This window comes from Kocuria sp. (assembly GCF_030538595.1).
GTDB lineage: Bacteria > Actinomycetota > Actinomycetes > Actinomycetales > Micrococcaceae > Kocuria.
In genome coordinates, this window is record NZ_JAUNTS010000002.1 from 238,580 (window position 1) to 257,112 (window position 18,533).

Below are 18,533 nucleotides of genomic sequence, written 5' to 3' on the forward strand. Positions count from 1 at the left end.
CATGATGAATCCGCATTCCGCGCCGTCCCCGCAGGGTCATGCCCATGAATGTCCTCCTTCTCACACACTCCTACTGGCCGGAGCATTCCCCGCCGCAACGCCGTTGGCAATCGTTGATCAGGCACCTGCGGCCGCACGGTTGGCAGGTCACCGTGGTGACCCCCGTGGCGCATTACAGTCACGGACCCGACTACAACTCGTCCACACGGGGCAGAGTGTGGGGGACTCAGTTGGGACCGCTGGGTGAACGAATTCAGCGGGTACCTTTTGTGACTGGGCGGGACAACCGGGTCAGCAAACTGGTGGACCAGGTTTTCACCGCCGGCGCCTCTCTGCTGCGTGCACTCAGTGGCGCCCGCCCCGACGTCGTCGTGGTGACCGCACCATCCCTACCGCTGATGGCTGCGGGATGGTGGGTGGCCACCCTGCGGCGCGTCCCGCTGGTGGTGGAAATGCGTGATGCCTGGCCGAATCTGGTGACCGATTCCGGCGTGGCGTTGGGAACGGCGCAGTCGGTGATCAATCGCGCCGTTGAGTTTGTGCAGAATCATGCAAATACCGTGGTCACCGTGACCGAGGGCTTTGCTGAAACGTTGCGGGAGCGCGGTGTACGCAACGTGGTGACCATTCGTAACGGGGTACAGCTGGCGCGCACACCCCTGCTGCCTCCCGTGGATGATCGTGACCACCTGGAGGTTCTGTACCTGGGCAATCACGGGGAAAGTCAACGCTTGGAGCGTTTGATCGACGCCGCAGCGCTGGCCGGTCCTAGGGTGCGGCTCAGCATGGTGGGGCAGGGTTCTCAGAAAGCTGCCCTCATAGCCCACGCAGCGCACAACGCTGTACCCGTGCGTTTTTTGGACCCGGTCTTCCGTAGGGATGTTTTTGACCTGTATGCACAGGCTGATTCGCTGGTGATTTCCTTACGCGATGACTGGAAGTCTTTTGAGGCAACCATTCCGTCCAAGACCTATGAGGTCATGTCCGTGGGACGTCACATCACCGGTGTGGTCAGGGGCGAGGCCGCGCGGGTCTTGGAGGGTGCCGGTGCCGGCGACATCGTGACCGGAAATGCAGCCGATATTGCACAGCTGTGGCGCGCGTTGGCAGCAGACCGGCAACGGCTGAACGTCAACGACGCCGGGCGACGGTGGGTTGCGGCTAATGCCGACTACAAAGATCTGGCCAGGCAGTACGACCACGTTCTGCGAAACGTCGTAGGCAAGGAAGCCGCGTGAGTGCCCGCGGAAAGGTTCCATGGGCCAATCATCTCCGGCTTGTGCTCTCCACCGTGGTTGAGCACTCCGGGACGGACCCCGTGGTTTTTGCTCTTCAGGTCTCGCGGCGGCTGCCCGCGGGCTTGATGCGGTGCCTGGGCCGTCCGCTGATCCGCAGCACGGGCTTCACACCTGCAATCGGAGCGGTGGCCTGTCACATTGCAGGCCAGGATGAGCGTTTGGATGATTTGTTGGACGCGGCCAGCAGGACATACGGCCGCTACCGCCAGAAGCGTCGATTGGCGGAAGTGGCGCTGGCGGTGGATGCCGTGGACCACGCTTTTCGCCTCACCGCTGATCTGCCCCTTGATCTACCCGGTGCCGCCGGTACTCGGGCGCGCCGAGATTGGTACCTGGGGGAGATGAGCGCCGCCGTCGTGGGTCTGCAGCGGGCCTGGCTGACAGGGGTGGCCACCCGCGGTGAGCAGAACCAGCTTATGCGCTTGGCTGATGAACGTGCGCAGTTCCAGGGTGTCACCCCCAGCCTTCGGCGAGCCCTGGGGGAGGATTTGTGCGCGTTGGCAGCCACCTACCGTCCGCGTGAGAACACCGTGGTGCACGTGTTGACCAATTCAGTGCCGCACACCTCCAGCGGTTATGCCCTGCGATCCCATTCCTTGCTCTCCGCCCAGGCTCAACAGGGTTGGACCGTGCATGCCATGACCCGACCTGGGTACCCCGTTCAAGTGGGCAAACTTGCTGCGGCGGAGGTGGACGTCATTGATGGTGTGACCTATCACCGGATCACTCCCGGCCACCTACCCAGCACAGCCACGGGTCGCCTGGAGCTGTTCGCCCAAGAACTCCTGGTGCGGTGCCTCCTGACGCGCCCGGCCGTGCTGCACACCACCACTCACTTTGTGAACGCACTGGTGGTTCAGGAAGTGGCCACTGTCCTGGGCATTCCGTGGGTTTATGAAGTCCGCGGTCAGTTGGCCGACACCTGGGCCTCCCGGCGTCCCCCCGTGGCGGCGACCTCCGAACGCTACCGGTGCTTCACCGCACGGGAAGCGGCAGCGGCCGCTGAAGCCGACGACGTCGCTGCTCTGGGCGGGACTATGGCCCAACGCATCCAGGAGATCACGGCCGGGCAGATCCAGGCCGGTGACGTCCGCTTGGTCCCCAACGCTGTGGGACCGTTTCATGAAGCAGAACCCGAACCCGTGGAAGTGGTCCGGGAACGCCTGAACCTTGGTCGCTGGGGACTGTCCACGGGGCAGTTCTTGGTGGGAAGCGTGACCAGCGTGGTGGACTATGAAGGATTGGATGACCTGATCCGGGCGCTGCTCCACGTACCAGAGGATATTCACGCGGTGATTGTGGGTGACGGTGCTGCTCGCCCCGGGTTGCAGGAGTTGGCCAAATCCCTGGGACTGGCGGATCGGGTGGTGTTCGTGGGTCGCGTGAATCAAACCGAAGCCCGGGCATGGCAACGAGCGCTGGATGTGTTTGTGGTTCCGCGCCGGGATCGTGTGGTCACCCGCGCCGTCACCCCGTTGAAAATCGTGGAGGCCAGCGCCAGTGAAGTTCCGGTCATCGCCTCCAATCTTCCGGCCATTGCCGAGACCATTCGGCACAACGTCACGGGGTTGCTGGTGGAACCGGAGAACCCACAACAGCTGGCCGACTCAATCGTCAAATTGTGGGCGGATCGGGGGATGGGGCATAGACTCGGTCAGGCTGGGCGCCAGGCTGTGTTGACGCATAGAACCTGGTCGGCTGTTGCGGCAGGGACCATTTCCCAATACCTGCGTATGGTGACGGCCCGTGATCTGGCCTCAGAACAGGGGACGAGCAGCAGGAGGACAGCGTGAACGCACGGCGTAGCGGCGAATCCGGGCGAGCCCTCACCTCTCAGGAAGCCGCTCCACCGTGGAGCGGCGATTCACAGTCCGTGACCAATGACTCCAATCACCGTGTGCCTTTTGACTCGTCCGCACTGAAACCGGTGGGTTCCAGACCGCCGCTGCTGGAGTACCTGGTCAGTCTGTGGGGGGCTCGGCACTTTGTGCTGTATGACGCTCGGGTGAGGCTGGCCGTCAGCCAGGACCACACCATGCTGGGCAAAGTGTGGCTTGTGCTGAACCCCATTCTTTTTGGTTTCACGTTCTACCTGATCTTTGGATTGTTGCTGCAGACCAGCCGTGGAATTGAAAACTTCACGGGGTTCATCATCATCGGCTTCATGATGTTCTTCTACACCACACGATCCTTTGTGGCCGGGGCAAGATCCATTTCCAACGGGCAGAATTTGATCCGTGGATTCTCCTTCCCGCGGGCAGCGCTACCTCTGGCCATCAATGTCAGACAGGCACTGAGTCAGCTCTATGTCCTGGCCGCCATGGTGGGCTTGGTCATAGTGGTCCCACCCAGTGAAGTGGTGGGTTGGCACTGGTTCTTGATCATCCCGATTTTTGTGCTCCAGACCATCTTCAACTGGGGTTTGGGCATGCTGTTTGCTCCCCTGGTCCACAGAGTCCCAGACGTTGGCAACGTTTTGGCAATTGTCACCCGTTTGTGGATGTATTCCTCCGGGTTGTTTTACGAACCATCCCGGTTCACCAGTGACCCCACCATTCTGGCGTTGTTCCACCTGAATCCGCTGTATCAAGTCCTGCAGATGACTCGCGGCGTGATGCTCTACGACACCCTCCCGTCCTTGGAACAGTGGTCTCTGTTGGTGGTGTGGGCCTGTGGAGTATGGCTTGCAGGGATGCTTGTTTTCTGGCGCAATGAGGAGAGTTATGCCAATGAGCGCCGCTGATTCACTCTTCCAAGACCCCAATGCAGCTGTGCCCGAGGCCACACGTGCTCAGTGGCGTGCCCAGATCCAAGATCGTGCCAGTCGAATGGCGGCCAGGGAGCCGGCACAGCGGGTGATTCGCCCCGCCGTCGTCATCGACGATGTCACCATGATCTACACCGTCACCAGCACCGGTGGGGAAGAGGAGAACCAAGTCCACGGTGTGCGGCGACTGGCGCGTCGAGCCTTGGGCCGCCCCCCGATTGTGAACAACCAAGCCTTGACCAGCATTCGGCTCTTGGTGGAGCAGGGGGAATTTGTTGGATTCATTGGGCGAAATGGTTCCGGCAAGTCCACCCTGATGAACATTGTGGCCGGGCAGATGAACCCAACGCGCGGCCGCGTGTGGGCCGTGGACCGTCCCGCAAAACTGGGGGTCAATGTGGCCTTGGTACCTGGCCTCTCGGGCGAACGCAATATCCGGTTGGGGTGTTTGGCGCAAGGGATGACCCCCCGTCAAGTGGATGCCGTTTTTGATGAACTGGTGGAAGTGGCTGCTCTGGACAAGGCGCTCTACTGGCCCATGAAGGCTTATTCATCCGGCATGGCAGCGCGGTTGCGGTTTGCCGTGGCCACTGCCACCAACCCGGACATCTTGATTCTTGACGAAGCCCTCAATACAGGTGATGCCCAATTTCAGGCCCGCGGTAAGCAGCGGATGCAGGAGATTCGCAAGAATGCCGGATGCGTGCTGTTCGTCTCCCACTCCATGAGTGAAATCCGCAACTTGTGCACGCGAGTGGTTTGGATTGACGACGGCCACGTGGTGATGGACGGACACACTGATGAGGTGGTGGATCAGTATGACGACTACATGCAGCAACTGGCCGACGGAAACCTCCTCAGCGCCAAAGCGCATCGAGATGAACTAGCTGGCCAGTACCAACCTCCCGCATGGATGGGTGGCTCACTGTGAACACCAACGGATTCCAGGCCCCCAAGGATTACGTTCGTCAGGCGCGCGCCGCACTGTGGCACCTACGCCAGGGTGGCCCTTCACAGGTGCGCCAGTATCTGAGACGCCAAAAAATACCGACCGGCAATGCCAGTGCTGTGCAGACCTCCGGTCCGCGGGGCAAACCTACCCTGACTTTCCCCGAGACAAAATTGCCCACGCGGTGGGACAGAGCCTTTGCTGAAATCACGGTGGGCACCATCCTGGATGATTTCTCCGCACAGGCGTTTGGCCATGAATGGAACCAGATCCCGCTGCAGCGTGACTCCTGGCAACAACAGCTGGACGAGCATCAGGTGCAGCTCCTATTTGTGGAATCGGCCTGGCACGGCAATGAGGATCAGTGGCAGTACCAGCTGACTGGAACCAACGGCGTCAAGCAGCCCTTCAAGCAACTCATGGCTGAGTGCAAGCGTCGTGGCATCCCCACCGTGTTCTGGAACAAGGAAGATCCGCCGCACTATCAAGATTTTCTGGAATGCGCTGGATTGTTCGACCACGTCTTCACCTCTGATGTGAACAGGGTGGAGCACTACAAACGGGATTTGGGCCACGACCGAGTGGGTGTGCTGGCCTTTGCGGCTCAACCGGCCATTCACTCCCCGGCGCGCCCGACTCACGGTTTCCACGAACGTGACGTGGCATTCGGTGGGATGTACTTTGCGCACAAATTCCCGGAACGCCGCGAGCAAATGGACCTACTCTTGGGTGGAGCTGCGGATGTTTCCGCCAAGATGGAACACGGTTTGGAAATCTTCTCCCGCTATCTGGGGGACGATGACCGGTATCAGTTCCCCAGCCCGCTGGATCGGCGGGTGGTGGGTTCGTTGAGCTATCGGCAGATGCTCACGGCCTATCAGGCTTACAAGGTCTTTCTGAATGTCAACTCGGTGGTGGATTCTCCCTCCATGTGTGCGCGGCGCATCTTTGAGATCATGTCCCGCGGCACTCCTGTTGTGTCCACCCCATCGGCAGCCGTGCGCGAGTTTTTCCAGCCAGATGAATTGCCCGTGGTGGCAGACCGCCAAGCGGCGGCAGATGTTGTCCGAACGCTGGTTCGCAGCCCCGAATACGCGGATCGTATGGTGCGTAAGGCACAGCGCGCGGTGTGGGACGAACACACGTACACGCACCGAGCTGCTGAGGTATTGACTGCAGCTTTGGGTACACGCCCGGACGGTTCAGCGTGGTTGCCTGAGCAACCCGCGGTGTCTGCGGTGCTCTGTACCAACAGGCCACACAATCTGGACCAGGCACTCAAGACCATCGGAGCACAGGTCGGCGTGGAGCTGGAGTTGGTAGTGGTCTGCCACGGGTTTGTGCCCGATCACCAATCTTTGCATGATCAAGCCCGTGCCAGCGGACTGGAACATGTGCAGATTCTCAACGCTCCGCAAGAGTGGAGCTTGGGGGAGTGCTTTAACGTCGGCGTTCAGGCCGCCACCGGGCAAGTCATCACCAAAATGGACGACGACGACTGGTACGGCCCCAACTATCTGCGTGACCAATTAGCCGTCATGCGTGTGACCGGTGCCGACGTTGTCGGAAAACAAGCCAGTTACCTGTACGTGCAGTCCTCTGACGTCACGTTGCTGCGATTTGGTGAGCGCGAACACCGTTGGACAGATTTTGTGCTGGGTCCAACTCTCATGGCACGCCGTGCCGTGTTTGAGCAGGTTCCCTTTGAGGCCAGGACCACGGGTGAAGACAGCGCATTCCTGCGCTCCGTGATCGACGCTGGGTGCCGCGTTTACGCCTCAGATCGGTTCAACTTTCGACAATTCCGCGGTGGCCACGCCCACACTTGGGCCGTAGAGGATCAGCACATCCTCTCCACCGGTGTTGTGGTCACAACGGGGGACTGGCTGAAACACATCCAGTTATGATGACCAAGCCAGACTGTGGGCACCAGCCGACATGACTGCAACCTTCCCCCACATGTAGTGCAAACCATCCCTACTGAGAAGGACATCCCTCCATGGCTAACAACTCGCAAACCGTCGTGTTCGTAGGACTCGGCTACATCGGCCTCCCCACAGCCGTCACACTGGCCAACAGCGGCGTGCAAGTCCGTGGCGTGGATGTCAACGAATCCGTGGTGGAACGTGTGTCCCGCGGCGAAGTCACCATTGTTGAACCCGGCTTGGAAGCAGAACTCAAGAAGGCTGTGGAATCCGGTCATCTGACGGCCCACACGCAGATGCAGGCAGGCGATGCCTACGTGATTGCAGTGCCCACACCTTTCAAGGAGAACTACGAGGGCGATACCGCCTACATCGAAGCTGCTGCCGCCAACATTGCGCCGTTGCTGGTGGGTGACGAACTGGTCATTTTGGAGTCGACCTCCCCTCCGCTGACCACCCGCAAATTGGCTGAGGTTTTGATCGCTGCACGTCCTGACTTGACCGCGGACCCGCAGGAAGCCGCCAACGGAGACAAGAAACTCATTCACCTGGCCTATTGCCCCGAGCGCATCTTGCCGGGTAGGGCCATGGAGGAGTTGATCACGAATGATCGCATCATCGGTGGCATGACGCCGGAAGCTGCCAAGCGTGGCCGCGCCGTTTACGAAACCTTCTGCAAGGGTGAGTTGTTGGAGACCGACGACGTCACCGCAGAGATGGCCAAGCTGACTGAAAATTCTTTCCGGGATGTCAACATCGCTTTTGCCAATGAGCTGTCCTTGATTTCTGACAAGCTCGGTATTGACGTGTGGGAACTCATTGAGCTGGCCAACCACCACCCGCGCGTGAACATCCTCCAACCAGGTCCTGGTGTTGGCGGGCACTGCATTGCCGTGGATCCCTGGTTCATCGTGTCCTCCGACCGGGAGAACTCGAACCTGATCCGCACGGCACGTGAGGTCAATGATGGTAAGCCGCACTGGGTGATCAACAAGGTCAAGGAAGCTGCCGCGGGCAAGACTAACCCCGTGGTGGCAGCCCTGGGCCTGGCGTTCAAAGCCAACATTGATGACTTGCGTGAATCTCCGGCTCTGGACATCACCAAGGAGTTGGCCGCCTCCACATCGGACGCCACTATTTTGGCGGTGGAGCCCAACGTGGATTCTCTGCCCAAGGCCCTTGAGGATCTGTCCAACGTGGAATTCGCGCAGTACCAGGAAGCCATTGAACGTGCTGACGTTGTGCTCCTGTTGGTGGACCACGATGAATTCAAGGGGCTGCCTGCCACTGCACTGGCGGGTAAGGCAGTGGTGGATACCAAGGGGCTGTGGCGTTAAGAAATCTGTGACAGACGCGAATCTTTGATGATGCAAGAAGCTTGAGGCTGAGAAAGCAGGGTACCTATTGCACGACGACGAACGCCGCGCCCCTCAACAAGCCCAGCGGCTACTCACTGCGCAGATCCAGCGTGACCCGGAACTTGCCATTGAGCGGCTTCAGCAGAATCAAGCCTCAATTCGAGCCCTGACAGCTAACGTCGCCCAGCTGGAGGCCAAACTGCGCGCTGAGCGTGTGGCCAAAGGCAAACTGGCCCGGCAGGTCAGAGAAGCTGAGGCAGAGCTCGCCCACAGCAGCCAAGCGGGGGGCAACAACGCCTCTGAGCGGGTGCCATCTGTTGATGCCTCCCCAGTGCCAGCTGACCCAGTGCAAGAACCAGCCGTGGGCGGCAACGGAAGGGATGTGGGAGCACCTGCGGTGGATGGAGCGCCCGGGCAGCCGGTGGATGTTGTTGAGACCGCCGCTGCAGTTGTCCAACCGGACGTGTCACTGCCTGAGCTGCTGGAACGCTTGGCCGCGGATCCGTCTCCCACACGCCTGGCCGCGTGTTTGAACCGTCTGTGGTACCGCCATGGCGAGATCAATCGATGCATGGACCTCATCCATACGCACCAGGATCTTCTACCGGGAATGACTTCTAGCCAGAGATCTTTGGTGGGCAAGGTTCAAGGAACTGTGCGGCTGGAAGCAACGATAGATCGCATCATTCCTCAGCGATCCTTGGGGGCGGCCTATCGCCCTGAAACCGACCGAGTCATGTATTGTGCCTACTCAACACCGGTGTATCACTCCAATGGCTATAGCATCCGGACTCGTGGAGTAGTTGCTGGTCTGAGGGCTGCTGGTGCAGATGTTTTTGTGGTCGGACGCACGGGTTATCCCTGGGACATGAACTCCGTGGCCAAAAAGCCCGCTAAACGGCGGCGTCAAGTGGCAGAAATGGACGGTGTCGATTACGTTCACCTGCCGGAAGGTGACGTGACCAGTGCACGCCCGGATGACTACATCCAAATTGCCGCGGACTCCTATGTCCGGGAAGCTCGTCTGCGCAGGCCCAGCCTGATCCAAGCAGCCTCCAACTACCTCAACGGGCTACCAGCTCTGATAGCGGCCAGACGCCTGGGACTTCCTTTCGTTTATGAGGTCAGAGGGTTGTGGGAGGTTACTGAGGCCTCAGCCAAAACGGGATGGGAAAACAGCGAACGGTACGCCTGGCAGGCAGGCATGGAGGCATTGGTTGCTCAGCAGGCGGACACGGTCCTGGCGATCACCCAGGAAACCAAAGATGAACTGGTACGTCGCGGAGTTGAGGCGGAGAAAATTGAGCTGCTCCCCAACGGAGTGGATTCCCATACCTTTTTGCCCATTCCGCGTGATGACGCCTATGCCAAGGAGCACGGCATCTCCCTCAACGTTCCCGTGATCGGATTTGCAGGATCGCTGGTGGACTACGAAGGGCTGGACATTCTTCTGCAGGCGGCCAACATCTTGCGGGGCCGCAAAAAGGACTGCCAGATTGTCATTGCTGGCAGCGGAGGCGTCTATGACGAGCTCAAGTCCTACAAGTCAGGCCATAAACTAGGTTGGCGGGTGCGATTTGTGGGGCGCCGCCCTGCGTCTGAGATTCCACGATTCCTTTCCTGCGTGGATATTGTGGCCTGCCCGCGCAAGTCTCTACCGGTTACTGAGATGGTCTCTCCCTTGAAGCCGTTGGAGGCTTTTGCGGCTTCCAAACCGGTGATTGTTTCGGATGTCTCCCCGCATCGCACTCTGGTGGGGGAGAACCAAGAACGCGGGCTTCTGGCACAACCCGGGAATGCTCGGTCTTTGGCAGATGCCATCCAGACACTGATCGAAGATCCTGAGCTGAGCACCGCCAAGGGGCGGGCAGGGCGTCTGTGGGCGGTTGACCACCGCCAATGGTCCCATCTTGGCAAGGAGTTGGTTCAGGGGATCCATCCCCGGGCTGCTGCCCGCCATGCAGAACTGGCGGCGCTAGGCCCCACGGTTAAAGAACTACGCATTGGTGTGATTGCAGATGAATTCACCACCAAGACTCTGCAACGTTCGGCCACCATCATTCCGTTGGACCGTAGTAACTTTTCCAGCCAGCTGGAGACCGAAAACCTAGATTTCATTCTCATAGAATCCGCCTGGACTGGAAATGACGGTCAGTGGCACAGGGGGGTCGGCTACTACTCCGAAGAAGACGACGCCGACCTGAGCTCACTTCTTGATCTGAGCCGAGCCGCGAACATTCCTTCCCTGTTCTGGAACAAGGAAGACCCCGTTCACATCGCTCGCTTCCGTAAGACAGGGTCGCGCGTGGATCACGTGTTCACCACGGATGCTGACATGATCTCCGAATACCTGGGTGAGGCACATCGGGAAGCCACCGAGGGTGTGGTCACGGCGTCGTCATTGCCGTTCTACGCTGACCCTACGGTGCACAATCCGCTGCCAAGCCAACGCCCCTATGAAGACACCATCGCTTATGCCGGAACGTTTTACGGTGAGCGGTACGCGCAACGATCCGCGCAGCTGACCAGTATGTTGCGATGCGCTAAAGAGCACGGACTGGTGATCTACGACCGTCAGCTGGCTGTCCCGGATTCTCCTTATCGTTTCCCGCAGGAGTTCGCCGGTCATGTGGCAGGTGCCCTGCCCTATGACCAAGTTCTGGACAGTTACAAATCGCATGTGGTCAATCTCAATGTGAACTCCGTGGGAGATTCACCCACCATGTACTCCAGGCGTGTAGTAGAGATTGCAGCCAGCGGTGGTGTGTTGCTGTCCTCATGGTCCCGCGCCATTACCGAAGTTTTCGGTGGGCAGATCCCAAATACCAATAATGATCTCTACTGGCGTGCGTACTTGAGTGCCTGGACCAGCGATCCAACGGAACATCTTGCTGAAGCCTGGCTTCAAATGCGGTCGGTACTGCGCAGTCACACCGTCAGCAGTGCGCTCATTCTCATGGCTCGTACCGCCGGGATTCCGGTTCAGGGGCTACCGGCCCCGGCCTGGGGCACGGATATGACCGAGCACAACGTGGACGAACTCTTGACTCAGTCAATTCGTCCCAGCGTAGTTCGGGTGAAAGATACGGCGAGCACTGTTGCTGACCGAGCACACAACGTGGGCGTCCCCGTTATTGGAGCTCATGACACGGTGCCCAAGAACATCCAATGGTGGGCATGTTTCCCCAAGGGAGCCTCCCGCACCTGGGCTGAAGACGTATTGTCCGCCGAGCAATGGGGCGACTGGCCTGTTTTGGTGACCCGCTACGGATCTGATGGTGATGCTCGTGTCCTTGCTCAGCCCGGCAGCGTAGCCAAAGATCATCACGGGGGAATGGTGGCCACGACTCTGCTCGAAGAGGGCAGCGCGGCCGACATACTCGCCACCAGCGCGGAAGCTCTCAACATCACACTGCCCACGCCGCCGCCTCAGCCCGGCATCTCTTCAGCGGCCGAGCCTCACCATGCACCTGTGGCGCTGCGGGGCTGCGGTACCGTTCTGGTAGCTGGGCACGATTTGAAATTCGCCCAACCATGGATTGATCACCTCAAGCAACAAGGCGTCACGGTTCTGGTGGACCAGTGGGAAAACCATGCCGAACATGATGAAGAGCGCTCAACGGAGCTACTGGCACAAGCGGACACTGTGTTCTGTGAGTGGGGTCTTGGTAACGCGGTGTGGTATTCGCGCCGAGTCAGGGATGACCAAAAGCTGGTGGTGCGCGTCCACGCTCAAGAACTGAGGCGTCCCTACCTGAGCAAGATCAATCACCGTGCCGTGGATACGTTCATTTTTGTTGGCGAGCTCATGCGAGAAGCCGCTGTCCAATCTCACGGCGTACCTCGGTCCAAGACAGGGGTCATCCCCAACATTGTCCGCGCCGATCAGTTGGCACTGCCTAAGACCGCTGAGGCGGAGTTCACCTTGGGACTGGTTGGAATTGTGCCGCAGATCAAGCGTCTTGACCGAGCGATCACAGTCATTGAAAACCTGGCTCAACGCGATGACCGTTGGCGGCTGCGCATCAAGGGCAAACGGCCCGAGGACTACCAGTGGATGCTGCGCCGGGAAGACGAAATGGCTTGGTACACGGCGTGCTACTCCCGGATCAATAACCTCAACCAGGCCATGGGTCGCGAAGTTGTGGGCTTTGATCCACACGGAAATGACATGCCGGAGTGGTTCACGGGAATTGGTTACGGACTCTCAGTCAGCGACTTGGAGTCTTTTCACCTCACACTTCCGGACGCCGCAGCCTCTGGGGCCGTACCCGTGTCCTTGGCCTGGCCGGGCGCTGACCGTATCTACCCCAGGGAATGGTTGGTGGCGTCCCTGGACAACATGGCGGATCACATTGCGCACATTCAGTCACATCACGCTGAAGGCCATGCGCTCAGAGAGCGAGCCACTAATTTTGTACGTGACACCATGTCCGAGCCGCATGTTTTTCAGCAGCTGGACCTCAGCCTGATGGCGGAACACGGAAAGGATGCCAGATGAGTAATTCTGCCGATTCAAAGACCTCCGGTGAGCCCCAAGAGCTGTCGCCGCAGCAGGAAGAACTGCGCAACGTCCTGAGGACACAGGCTCACGACATTTCCGGGCTGGCGGGCGAACTTGCCAGCAGTTATGAGAAAGAAGCTGGTTTTCTCAATGGTCTCATGCGCCGTGATGAACAGATCAAAAAGCTCAAAGCAAAGAACAAGGCTCGGAAAAAGGAACGAGACACCCACCTCAAAAAGATCTGGTGGCTGGAATCTGAGCTGAACAAGTCCAAGGCGGCCCTGGAGGCTGAGCGCCAAGACTCACGGGGGCTGCGTCAACGCCTGGCCACCCTGCAGAGTTCACCGTTGGGCAAGGTTCAGCGTGCTTACTGGAACCTTCGTTCGAGGGGGCGATGATGGCACAACTCAATGTAGACCAAGCACTACTCCGGCAGGAAAATCTACATTCCCGCGTAGCGGAGCTGAAGGCTGTGAAAGCTCAAGCCGTGAGCGATTCGCAATACTATTCCTCCGCGGCCTTCAGGTCTTCAATGATCAACAAACCGGAGAGCATCGCCTGGCGGCCATCCCGCACGCCCCAGGAGTACCAACAGCGGCGCGCAGCAGTTTCCCGGGCAGCTGAAGTGGAAGCTCTGGTGGAGGCCTCGGCCAATTTGCCAGGGTCCAATGGCAGCCGGCTTCTGGTACCGCACCGAGTGAAGGTGGCTCTCCTGTGTGACGCGTTGCTTTTTGATGCCTTGGACGGGACTGCGGAGATCCGCTACATCAGCCCACAGAACTGGCAGGAAACGTTGGACTGGGCGGACACCCTTCTGGTGGCCTCCACGTGGCGTGGCCGTTTTGAGGACTGGCACGGAACCATCGGAGGCAACAATCTCCTGCGTGCGGAGGTTATCCCGTACGCACGGGCTCATGATGTGCCGGTCATCTTCTACTCCAAAGAAGATCCGCCCAACTTTGCCAAGTTCTTGCCCGTTGCCCGGGACGCTGACTTCATTGTGACCTCGGATGATCTCAAGATTCCTGAGTACACGCAGGAATGTCCTGACGCCCGCAACGTGGTGGCCACCACCTTCGGGGTGAATCCGGCTCTGCACCACCCCATTGGTTCACGCCGGCAACGGGATCAAAGAGTGCTGTTCGCGGGTTCCTGGTTGCAGCACAAATACCCCAAGCGGCAGCAAGCAGCGCGGCAGTTGTTTGAAGGAGTATTGGACTCCGGTAGGGATCTGCTGATCCTGGACCGCAACAGCTCTCTGGGGGACCCCAACTACCACTACCCCGATCAGTACCTGCCCTATCTGGGACCAGGGGTTGGGCATGACGACCTCATGCGTCTGCAACGGACCGTAGATGTCCACTTGAACCTTAATTCGGTCAATTACAGCCCCACTATGTTTGCCAACCGGGTGGTGGAATTGCTGGCCATGGGCGCACTGGTGGTTTCCAACTACTCCATGGCTGTCAATGACTTGTTCCCGGAAGTGCAGATCATTGACAAGGGTCGGGACGTGGGTGCCACATTGGATGCGGTCTCCGGGGAACACCGATACCGCACCCAAATGGACGGTATCCGGCGCGCCTTCACCCAGCACACCTCGCACGCCCGAATGGCAGACATCTTGGGATCGGCCGGGTTCCACACCAGCCACGCCCAACCACGAGTTGCTGTGACAGCCGAGCAGATCACCCCTGAGATCATGGAAACTGCTGGCAGACAGTCCTTGGGCGTGGAGGTTCTGGATCACCAGGCGCTCAAGAATCGCCGGGAGGACTTCGACGTCGTCGTTCCCATCAATCCCGCTTACCGCTACGGTCCCGATCACGTTCAGGATCTTGTCAACGGCTTTGCCTACACCGCCAGCGATGTTGTGACGCGGCTGGGACATGAAGCTGGGGGAGAGGTGATTCACCGTGAGGCCCACGAGTTCGTTCACCATGATTCTTACGATTCCGGGCGGAGTGCCGTTTGGATGAAGTCTCAAGCCGGCGATGCTCTCTTGGACCAGGCCACAGTCGGTGGGCACGCCTACACCATCGATCCCTTCGGCGTTGACACCCAGCCCACCACCTGCATTGTCCTTGCAGAGCCGGCCACGGATGGAAGCCAGCCCGTCACGCGGCAAGACACGGTGCAGCCCATCCGGGCGGGAGACCCGGAACTGACCGTGATTGTTCCGGTCTACAACAACGGACGATTCCTGGAGCACAAGTGCTTCCGTTCCTTGCAGCGATCCTCAGTCTTTGAGCGAATGGAAATCCTGCTCATTGACGACGGCTCAACCGATGGGATCACCCCGCAAATCGTGCAAAACCTGGCTCAGCGTTTCCCGCAGCAGGTCCGTGCCTTTGGTAATCCGACCGGTGGTTCTGGCAGCGCGTCCCGGGCTCGCAATCAAGGTCTTCACATGGCCACCGCACCATTTGTCACGTATCTGGATCCGGACAATGAGGCCCTGGGTGATGGTTTTGCCCACCTTCTGGAAATCGTGAAACGGACCGGTGTGGATTTTGCCATCGGCAACATGCTGAAGCTGTCCACGCGGCGTTGGCGCGTGGACAACACGGGTCACCTGAGCAAACACCTCCCCTTGTCCTGGGAAGGTGGTCTTGCATCTCCCGCTGATGCCCTGGAACGAATCAATTTCCAGCCCATGTCCATCCAAGCGTTGGTGGCTCAGACCGGTTGGCTGCGCGGCATTGGGCTCCATCAGCCCTTGGGCGCGTTGGGTCAGGACTCCTACGCGTTTCAACAGATGCTCCACGGTGCTCGGCGTGTGGCATTGGCCGGTGAGACCATCCACGTGTACTACGGTGCCGTGTCCAACTCCATGGTCAATACCGTGGGACCGGGGTTCTTCCGAAAATACCTGCCCATGGAACAAGCACGATCGGAGTGGTTGAAGGACCAGGGACTGTATCAGTCCTACTGCCAGACACGGGCGCGGCCATTCTTGGCCGGTTGGATCTTGAACAAGCTCAACAAGGATGTTGCCCCGGAGGCCATGGACGAGTGCCGTGAATTGGTGCGGCAGTTGGCTGCCTTCTACGAAATCAAATTGGAGGAGCAGCTGGACCAGGATGGTCATTCCATCCTGACTCTTGTGGACCCCCCTGCTGATCCAGAGGCGGCACCCGAGACCCAAGATCCCAGCACCGTGGAAATTGACGTGCCCATTGACCACCCGCGGCCACCGGCGGGGGACTCCTGATGGTCAACCTCCAAGCCGCTCAGCGCCAGGTGCTAGGCACCAATTTTCGCGAATCCAAAGATGAGGCGCGTCTTGTGCGCAATCTGCTGAACGGCTCTCTGCGGATGAGTCCCCACAAAGCCTGGCAACTACCGAAAACCCCCACCTGGACTGAAGACCCGTTTGATGACTTCAACTGGCAATTTCAGTTCCACATGCTGCGCTGGTTGGATCCCCTGCGTCGGGCCGGCTTGAAAGGCAACGACGACGCTCGGGCCATGTGGGAGCATTATGCCCGATCCTGGATCGAGGCCAATCCGCCTGGTGAGAGCAAATCCAAATGGGCCTGGGTGGACATGACCGACGGCATCCGAGCGCAGGAACTGTGTTTTGGCCTTCCACTGGTAGGGGAGCAGCCGTGGTTGGTGGATTCCCTGGAACAGCACGGTGAATGGTTGGCAGATCCTGAACACCTGCAGCCCGGTAACCATGGTATGCACCAGCTCAACGGCCTGTTTGTGGTTGGGGCGGTCCTTCAAGACCAAAAATTTCTGGACCGAGCTGTCAGTGGAATAGGCGAATTTCTCAGGGCAGCTTGGGATCAACAAGGCATGAATGCTGAAGGAGCCATCACCTACCACCGCCAGAACCTCACGTGGTGGGAAGACACATTACGCCGGTTCGATCTTGAGCAAATTGACCGTCCTGAAGGTGCAGAGCGACTGATCCTGGTTCCTGAGATCCTGGCGCATGAGACCTCCCCCTTGGGGCGGTTTGCTCGGATCGGTGACACGGATGGTTCATCGCCGTCGTTGATCGAGCATCCCTACACGAGTTACGTGACCTCGCAAGGTCGCCGGGGTACACCCCCCGCCAGCACAACAGCGGTGTACGACGCCGGCTACGCATACGTGCGCAGCGGCTGGGGGCAAGGGGAACGGGCGTTCTCCGATGAAACCTACCTCACCGTGCTGTTTGGCGCGCAGAACAAACAGCACGGCCACATGGACGGCACCAGCCTGACCTGTGCAACCCGAGGTGTGCAGTGGCTTGATGACCAAGGCCGATTCCATTACGGCAGGGACGCCACCCGGCGCTATGTGGTCTCCCGTGCGGCGCACAATTTGTTGGTATTGCCGTCAGAATCACCGCGAAAAGCCCGCAGCGTTGCGTTGGAGAAACATCAGGAGACTGAATCCTACGTTGATTTTCTGTTGACAGATCCCAGCTACGACGACGTCACCATCCAACGCCGAGTCATTTATCTCAAGCATTGGGATCTGACTGCAGTGCTGGACACGGTGCAGGCGGAGAAGAGCGTGCAGGTTGAACAACGATGGCACTGCGGGAAAGGGATTGAGGCCAAAGCTCTGTCCTTCGGCTTTTCCCTCGGCCACGGCGACCAGAACTTCCACATTGCAAACCTGACGTCTCAGACACACCGCGATATCCGGCGCGGCTTGGACAATCCCATGATTGGCTGGACCTCTGCGGGGTGGCGCAAACGCGCACCCATTGATGTGGCCACCACATATGATTCTGGTGATCAGATTCTGATGGGCTCGTTACTGGGTACGTGGTGCCCCCCTGCCGTGGACCTTTTGAAACAGGCTTGGGCAGACGTGCAGATCACGGCTGCCGTGGAGAACCTGCTGCCCCCCAGCCTCTTGGCACCGCCGTGGCCCGGTGCGCTGGAGACCCCGCGCCCAACTCGCCCGGATCAGTTGACCGTTGACGCTGAAGTTGTGGCACCCGGGGTGGTGCGTGTGATCGCAGACGGACCGCATCGGTATTTCGCCTTCGATCTCTTTGACGCCGCTGATGCTGTGACAATTGGTGCATGGCAGGGCCGAGGCGACTTCACCGTGGATGTTGGCAAGTTAAAGACCCCACGTATTCGGGTTCGGCACCGGAGCACCCCCCAAGAGCGCGAACAGGTTGTGCTCGACATCAAGCGCAGATTCACCAGAACCTCACCTCCATAGATGTCGGCCTGAGTCACACATATTCACCGCCGCTCCTGAAAAATAATCCCCCCAGAGGAAAGGACCCCCCATGTCCCTGAAAAATACCCCCGCTCTCCGTGCATCCTTAGCTGTTCTTTTGCTGGCTGGAGGTTTCACTGTGGCCGGGTGCGGAGGCAATGACAACACCTCTGCCGACGCCACGCCGTCCGCAGAGTCGACGGCGACTGCCTCTGCCACCGATTCTGCAACTGCCGAAACCACCATTCCTGATTTCACGGAGAAGCCACTGTACGACGCCATTGTTTTCGCGCGGGAGAACGATCTCAGCTACCAACTGGAGGGCGCTGAAATCGCCGACATCGACAACACCCGCGAGTACACCGTGACGGAACAGACACCCGAGGCCGGTTCTGAGTTCAAACCCCGAGACGTTCTGACACTGACTGTCGAACAGCAGTGACCACACTCGATGAAAGGCTGTTCTTCCTGGTCCCGGGGCTAACCTCGGGACCAGGAAGCAACACAAGCCTGACTGACCAACCCCAGTTGGTGTTGCAAACCAAGGGGGCTGA

Annotated in this window: 11 protein-coding genes; all 11 read left to right on the forward strand. The window is 59.3% G+C overall.

Going from position 1 to position 18,533, the window contains the following annotated elements:
- The first annotated feature begins 44 nt into the window (after positions 1-44).
- The 11 genes from Q4G32_RS03340 (at position 45) to Q4G32_RS03390 (ending at position 18,421) form a co-directional block, all read left to right on the forward strand.
- Positions 45-1,238 (forward strand): glycosyltransferase family 4 protein, encoded by a 1,194-nt coding sequence (locus tag Q4G32_RS03340; protein WP_303349231.1) that lies wholly within the window; start codon positions 45-47, stop codon positions 1,236-1,238.
- On the forward strand, positions 1,235-3,091 hold the full coding sequence (locus Q4G32_RS03345) for a glycosyltransferase family 4 protein (RefSeq protein WP_303349232.1): 1,857 nt from the start codon (positions 1,235-1,237) through the stop codon (positions 3,089-3,091). The genes Q4G32_RS03340 and Q4G32_RS03345 overlap by 4 nt, the downstream gene beginning before the upstream one ends.
- Positions 3,088-4,041: an ABC transporter permease gene (locus Q4G32_RS03350; RefSeq protein ID WP_303349233.1), complete on the forward strand. Its 954-nt coding sequence runs from the start codon at positions 3,088-3,090 to the stop codon at positions 4,039-4,041. Before Q4G32_RS03345 ends, Q4G32_RS03350 begins: the two co-directional genes overlap by 4 nt.
- Positions 4,028-4,996 (forward strand): ABC transporter ATP-binding protein, encoded by a 969-nt coding sequence (locus tag Q4G32_RS03355; protein ID WP_303349234.1) that lies wholly within the window; start codon positions 4,028-4,030, stop codon positions 4,994-4,996. The genes Q4G32_RS03350 and Q4G32_RS03355 overlap by 14 nt, the downstream gene beginning before the upstream one ends.
- Positions 4,993-6,921 (forward strand): glycosyltransferase family protein, encoded by a 1,929-nt coding sequence (locus Q4G32_RS03360; protein WP_303349235.1) that lies wholly within the window; start codon positions 4,993-4,995, stop codon positions 6,919-6,921. The genes Q4G32_RS03355 and Q4G32_RS03360 overlap by 4 nt, the downstream gene beginning before the upstream one ends.
- Before the next feature lie 92 nt (positions 6,922-7,013).
- Positions 7,014-8,276 carry a UDP-N-acetyl-D-mannosamine dehydrogenase gene (gene wecC / locus Q4G32_RS03365; protein WP_303349236.1) on the forward strand — a complete coding sequence of 421 codons (1,263 nt, stop codon included), beginning with the start codon at positions 7,014-7,016 and terminating at the stop codon, positions 8,274-8,276.
- 67 nt (positions 8,277-8,343) lie between these two features.
- The gene (locus tag Q4G32_RS03370) at positions 8,344-12,798 is read left to right on the forward strand and encodes a glycosyltransferase (RefSeq protein ID WP_303349237.1); all 4,455 of its coding nucleotides are present in this window, start codon (positions 8,344-8,346) and stop codon (positions 12,796-12,798) included.
- Positions 12,795-13,199, forward strand: coding sequence for a hypothetical protein (locus Q4G32_RS03375; RefSeq protein WP_303349238.1), 405 nt, complete (start codon positions 12,795-12,797; stop codon positions 13,197-13,199). The genes Q4G32_RS03370 and Q4G32_RS03375 overlap by 4 nt, the downstream gene beginning before the upstream one ends.
- An 89-nt stretch (positions 13,200-13,288) precedes the next feature.
- On the forward strand, positions 13,289-16,015 hold the full coding sequence (locus tag Q4G32_RS03380; protein ID WP_303349239.1) for a glycosyltransferase: 2,727 nt from the start codon (positions 13,289-13,291) through the stop codon (positions 16,013-16,015).
- Positions 16,015-17,979, forward strand: a complete 1,965-nt coding sequence (locus tag Q4G32_RS03385) for a heparinase II/III domain-containing protein (RefSeq protein ID WP_303349240.1) — start codon at positions 16,015-16,017, stop codon at positions 17,977-17,979. The genes Q4G32_RS03380 and Q4G32_RS03385 overlap by 1 nt, the downstream gene beginning before the upstream one ends.
- 70 nt (positions 17,980-18,049) lie before the next feature.
- On the forward strand, positions 18,050-18,421 hold the full coding sequence (locus Q4G32_RS03390) for a PASTA domain-containing protein (protein ID WP_303349241.1): 372 nt from the start codon (positions 18,050-18,052) through the stop codon (positions 18,419-18,421).
- Positions 18,422-18,533 lie beyond the last annotated feature (112 nt).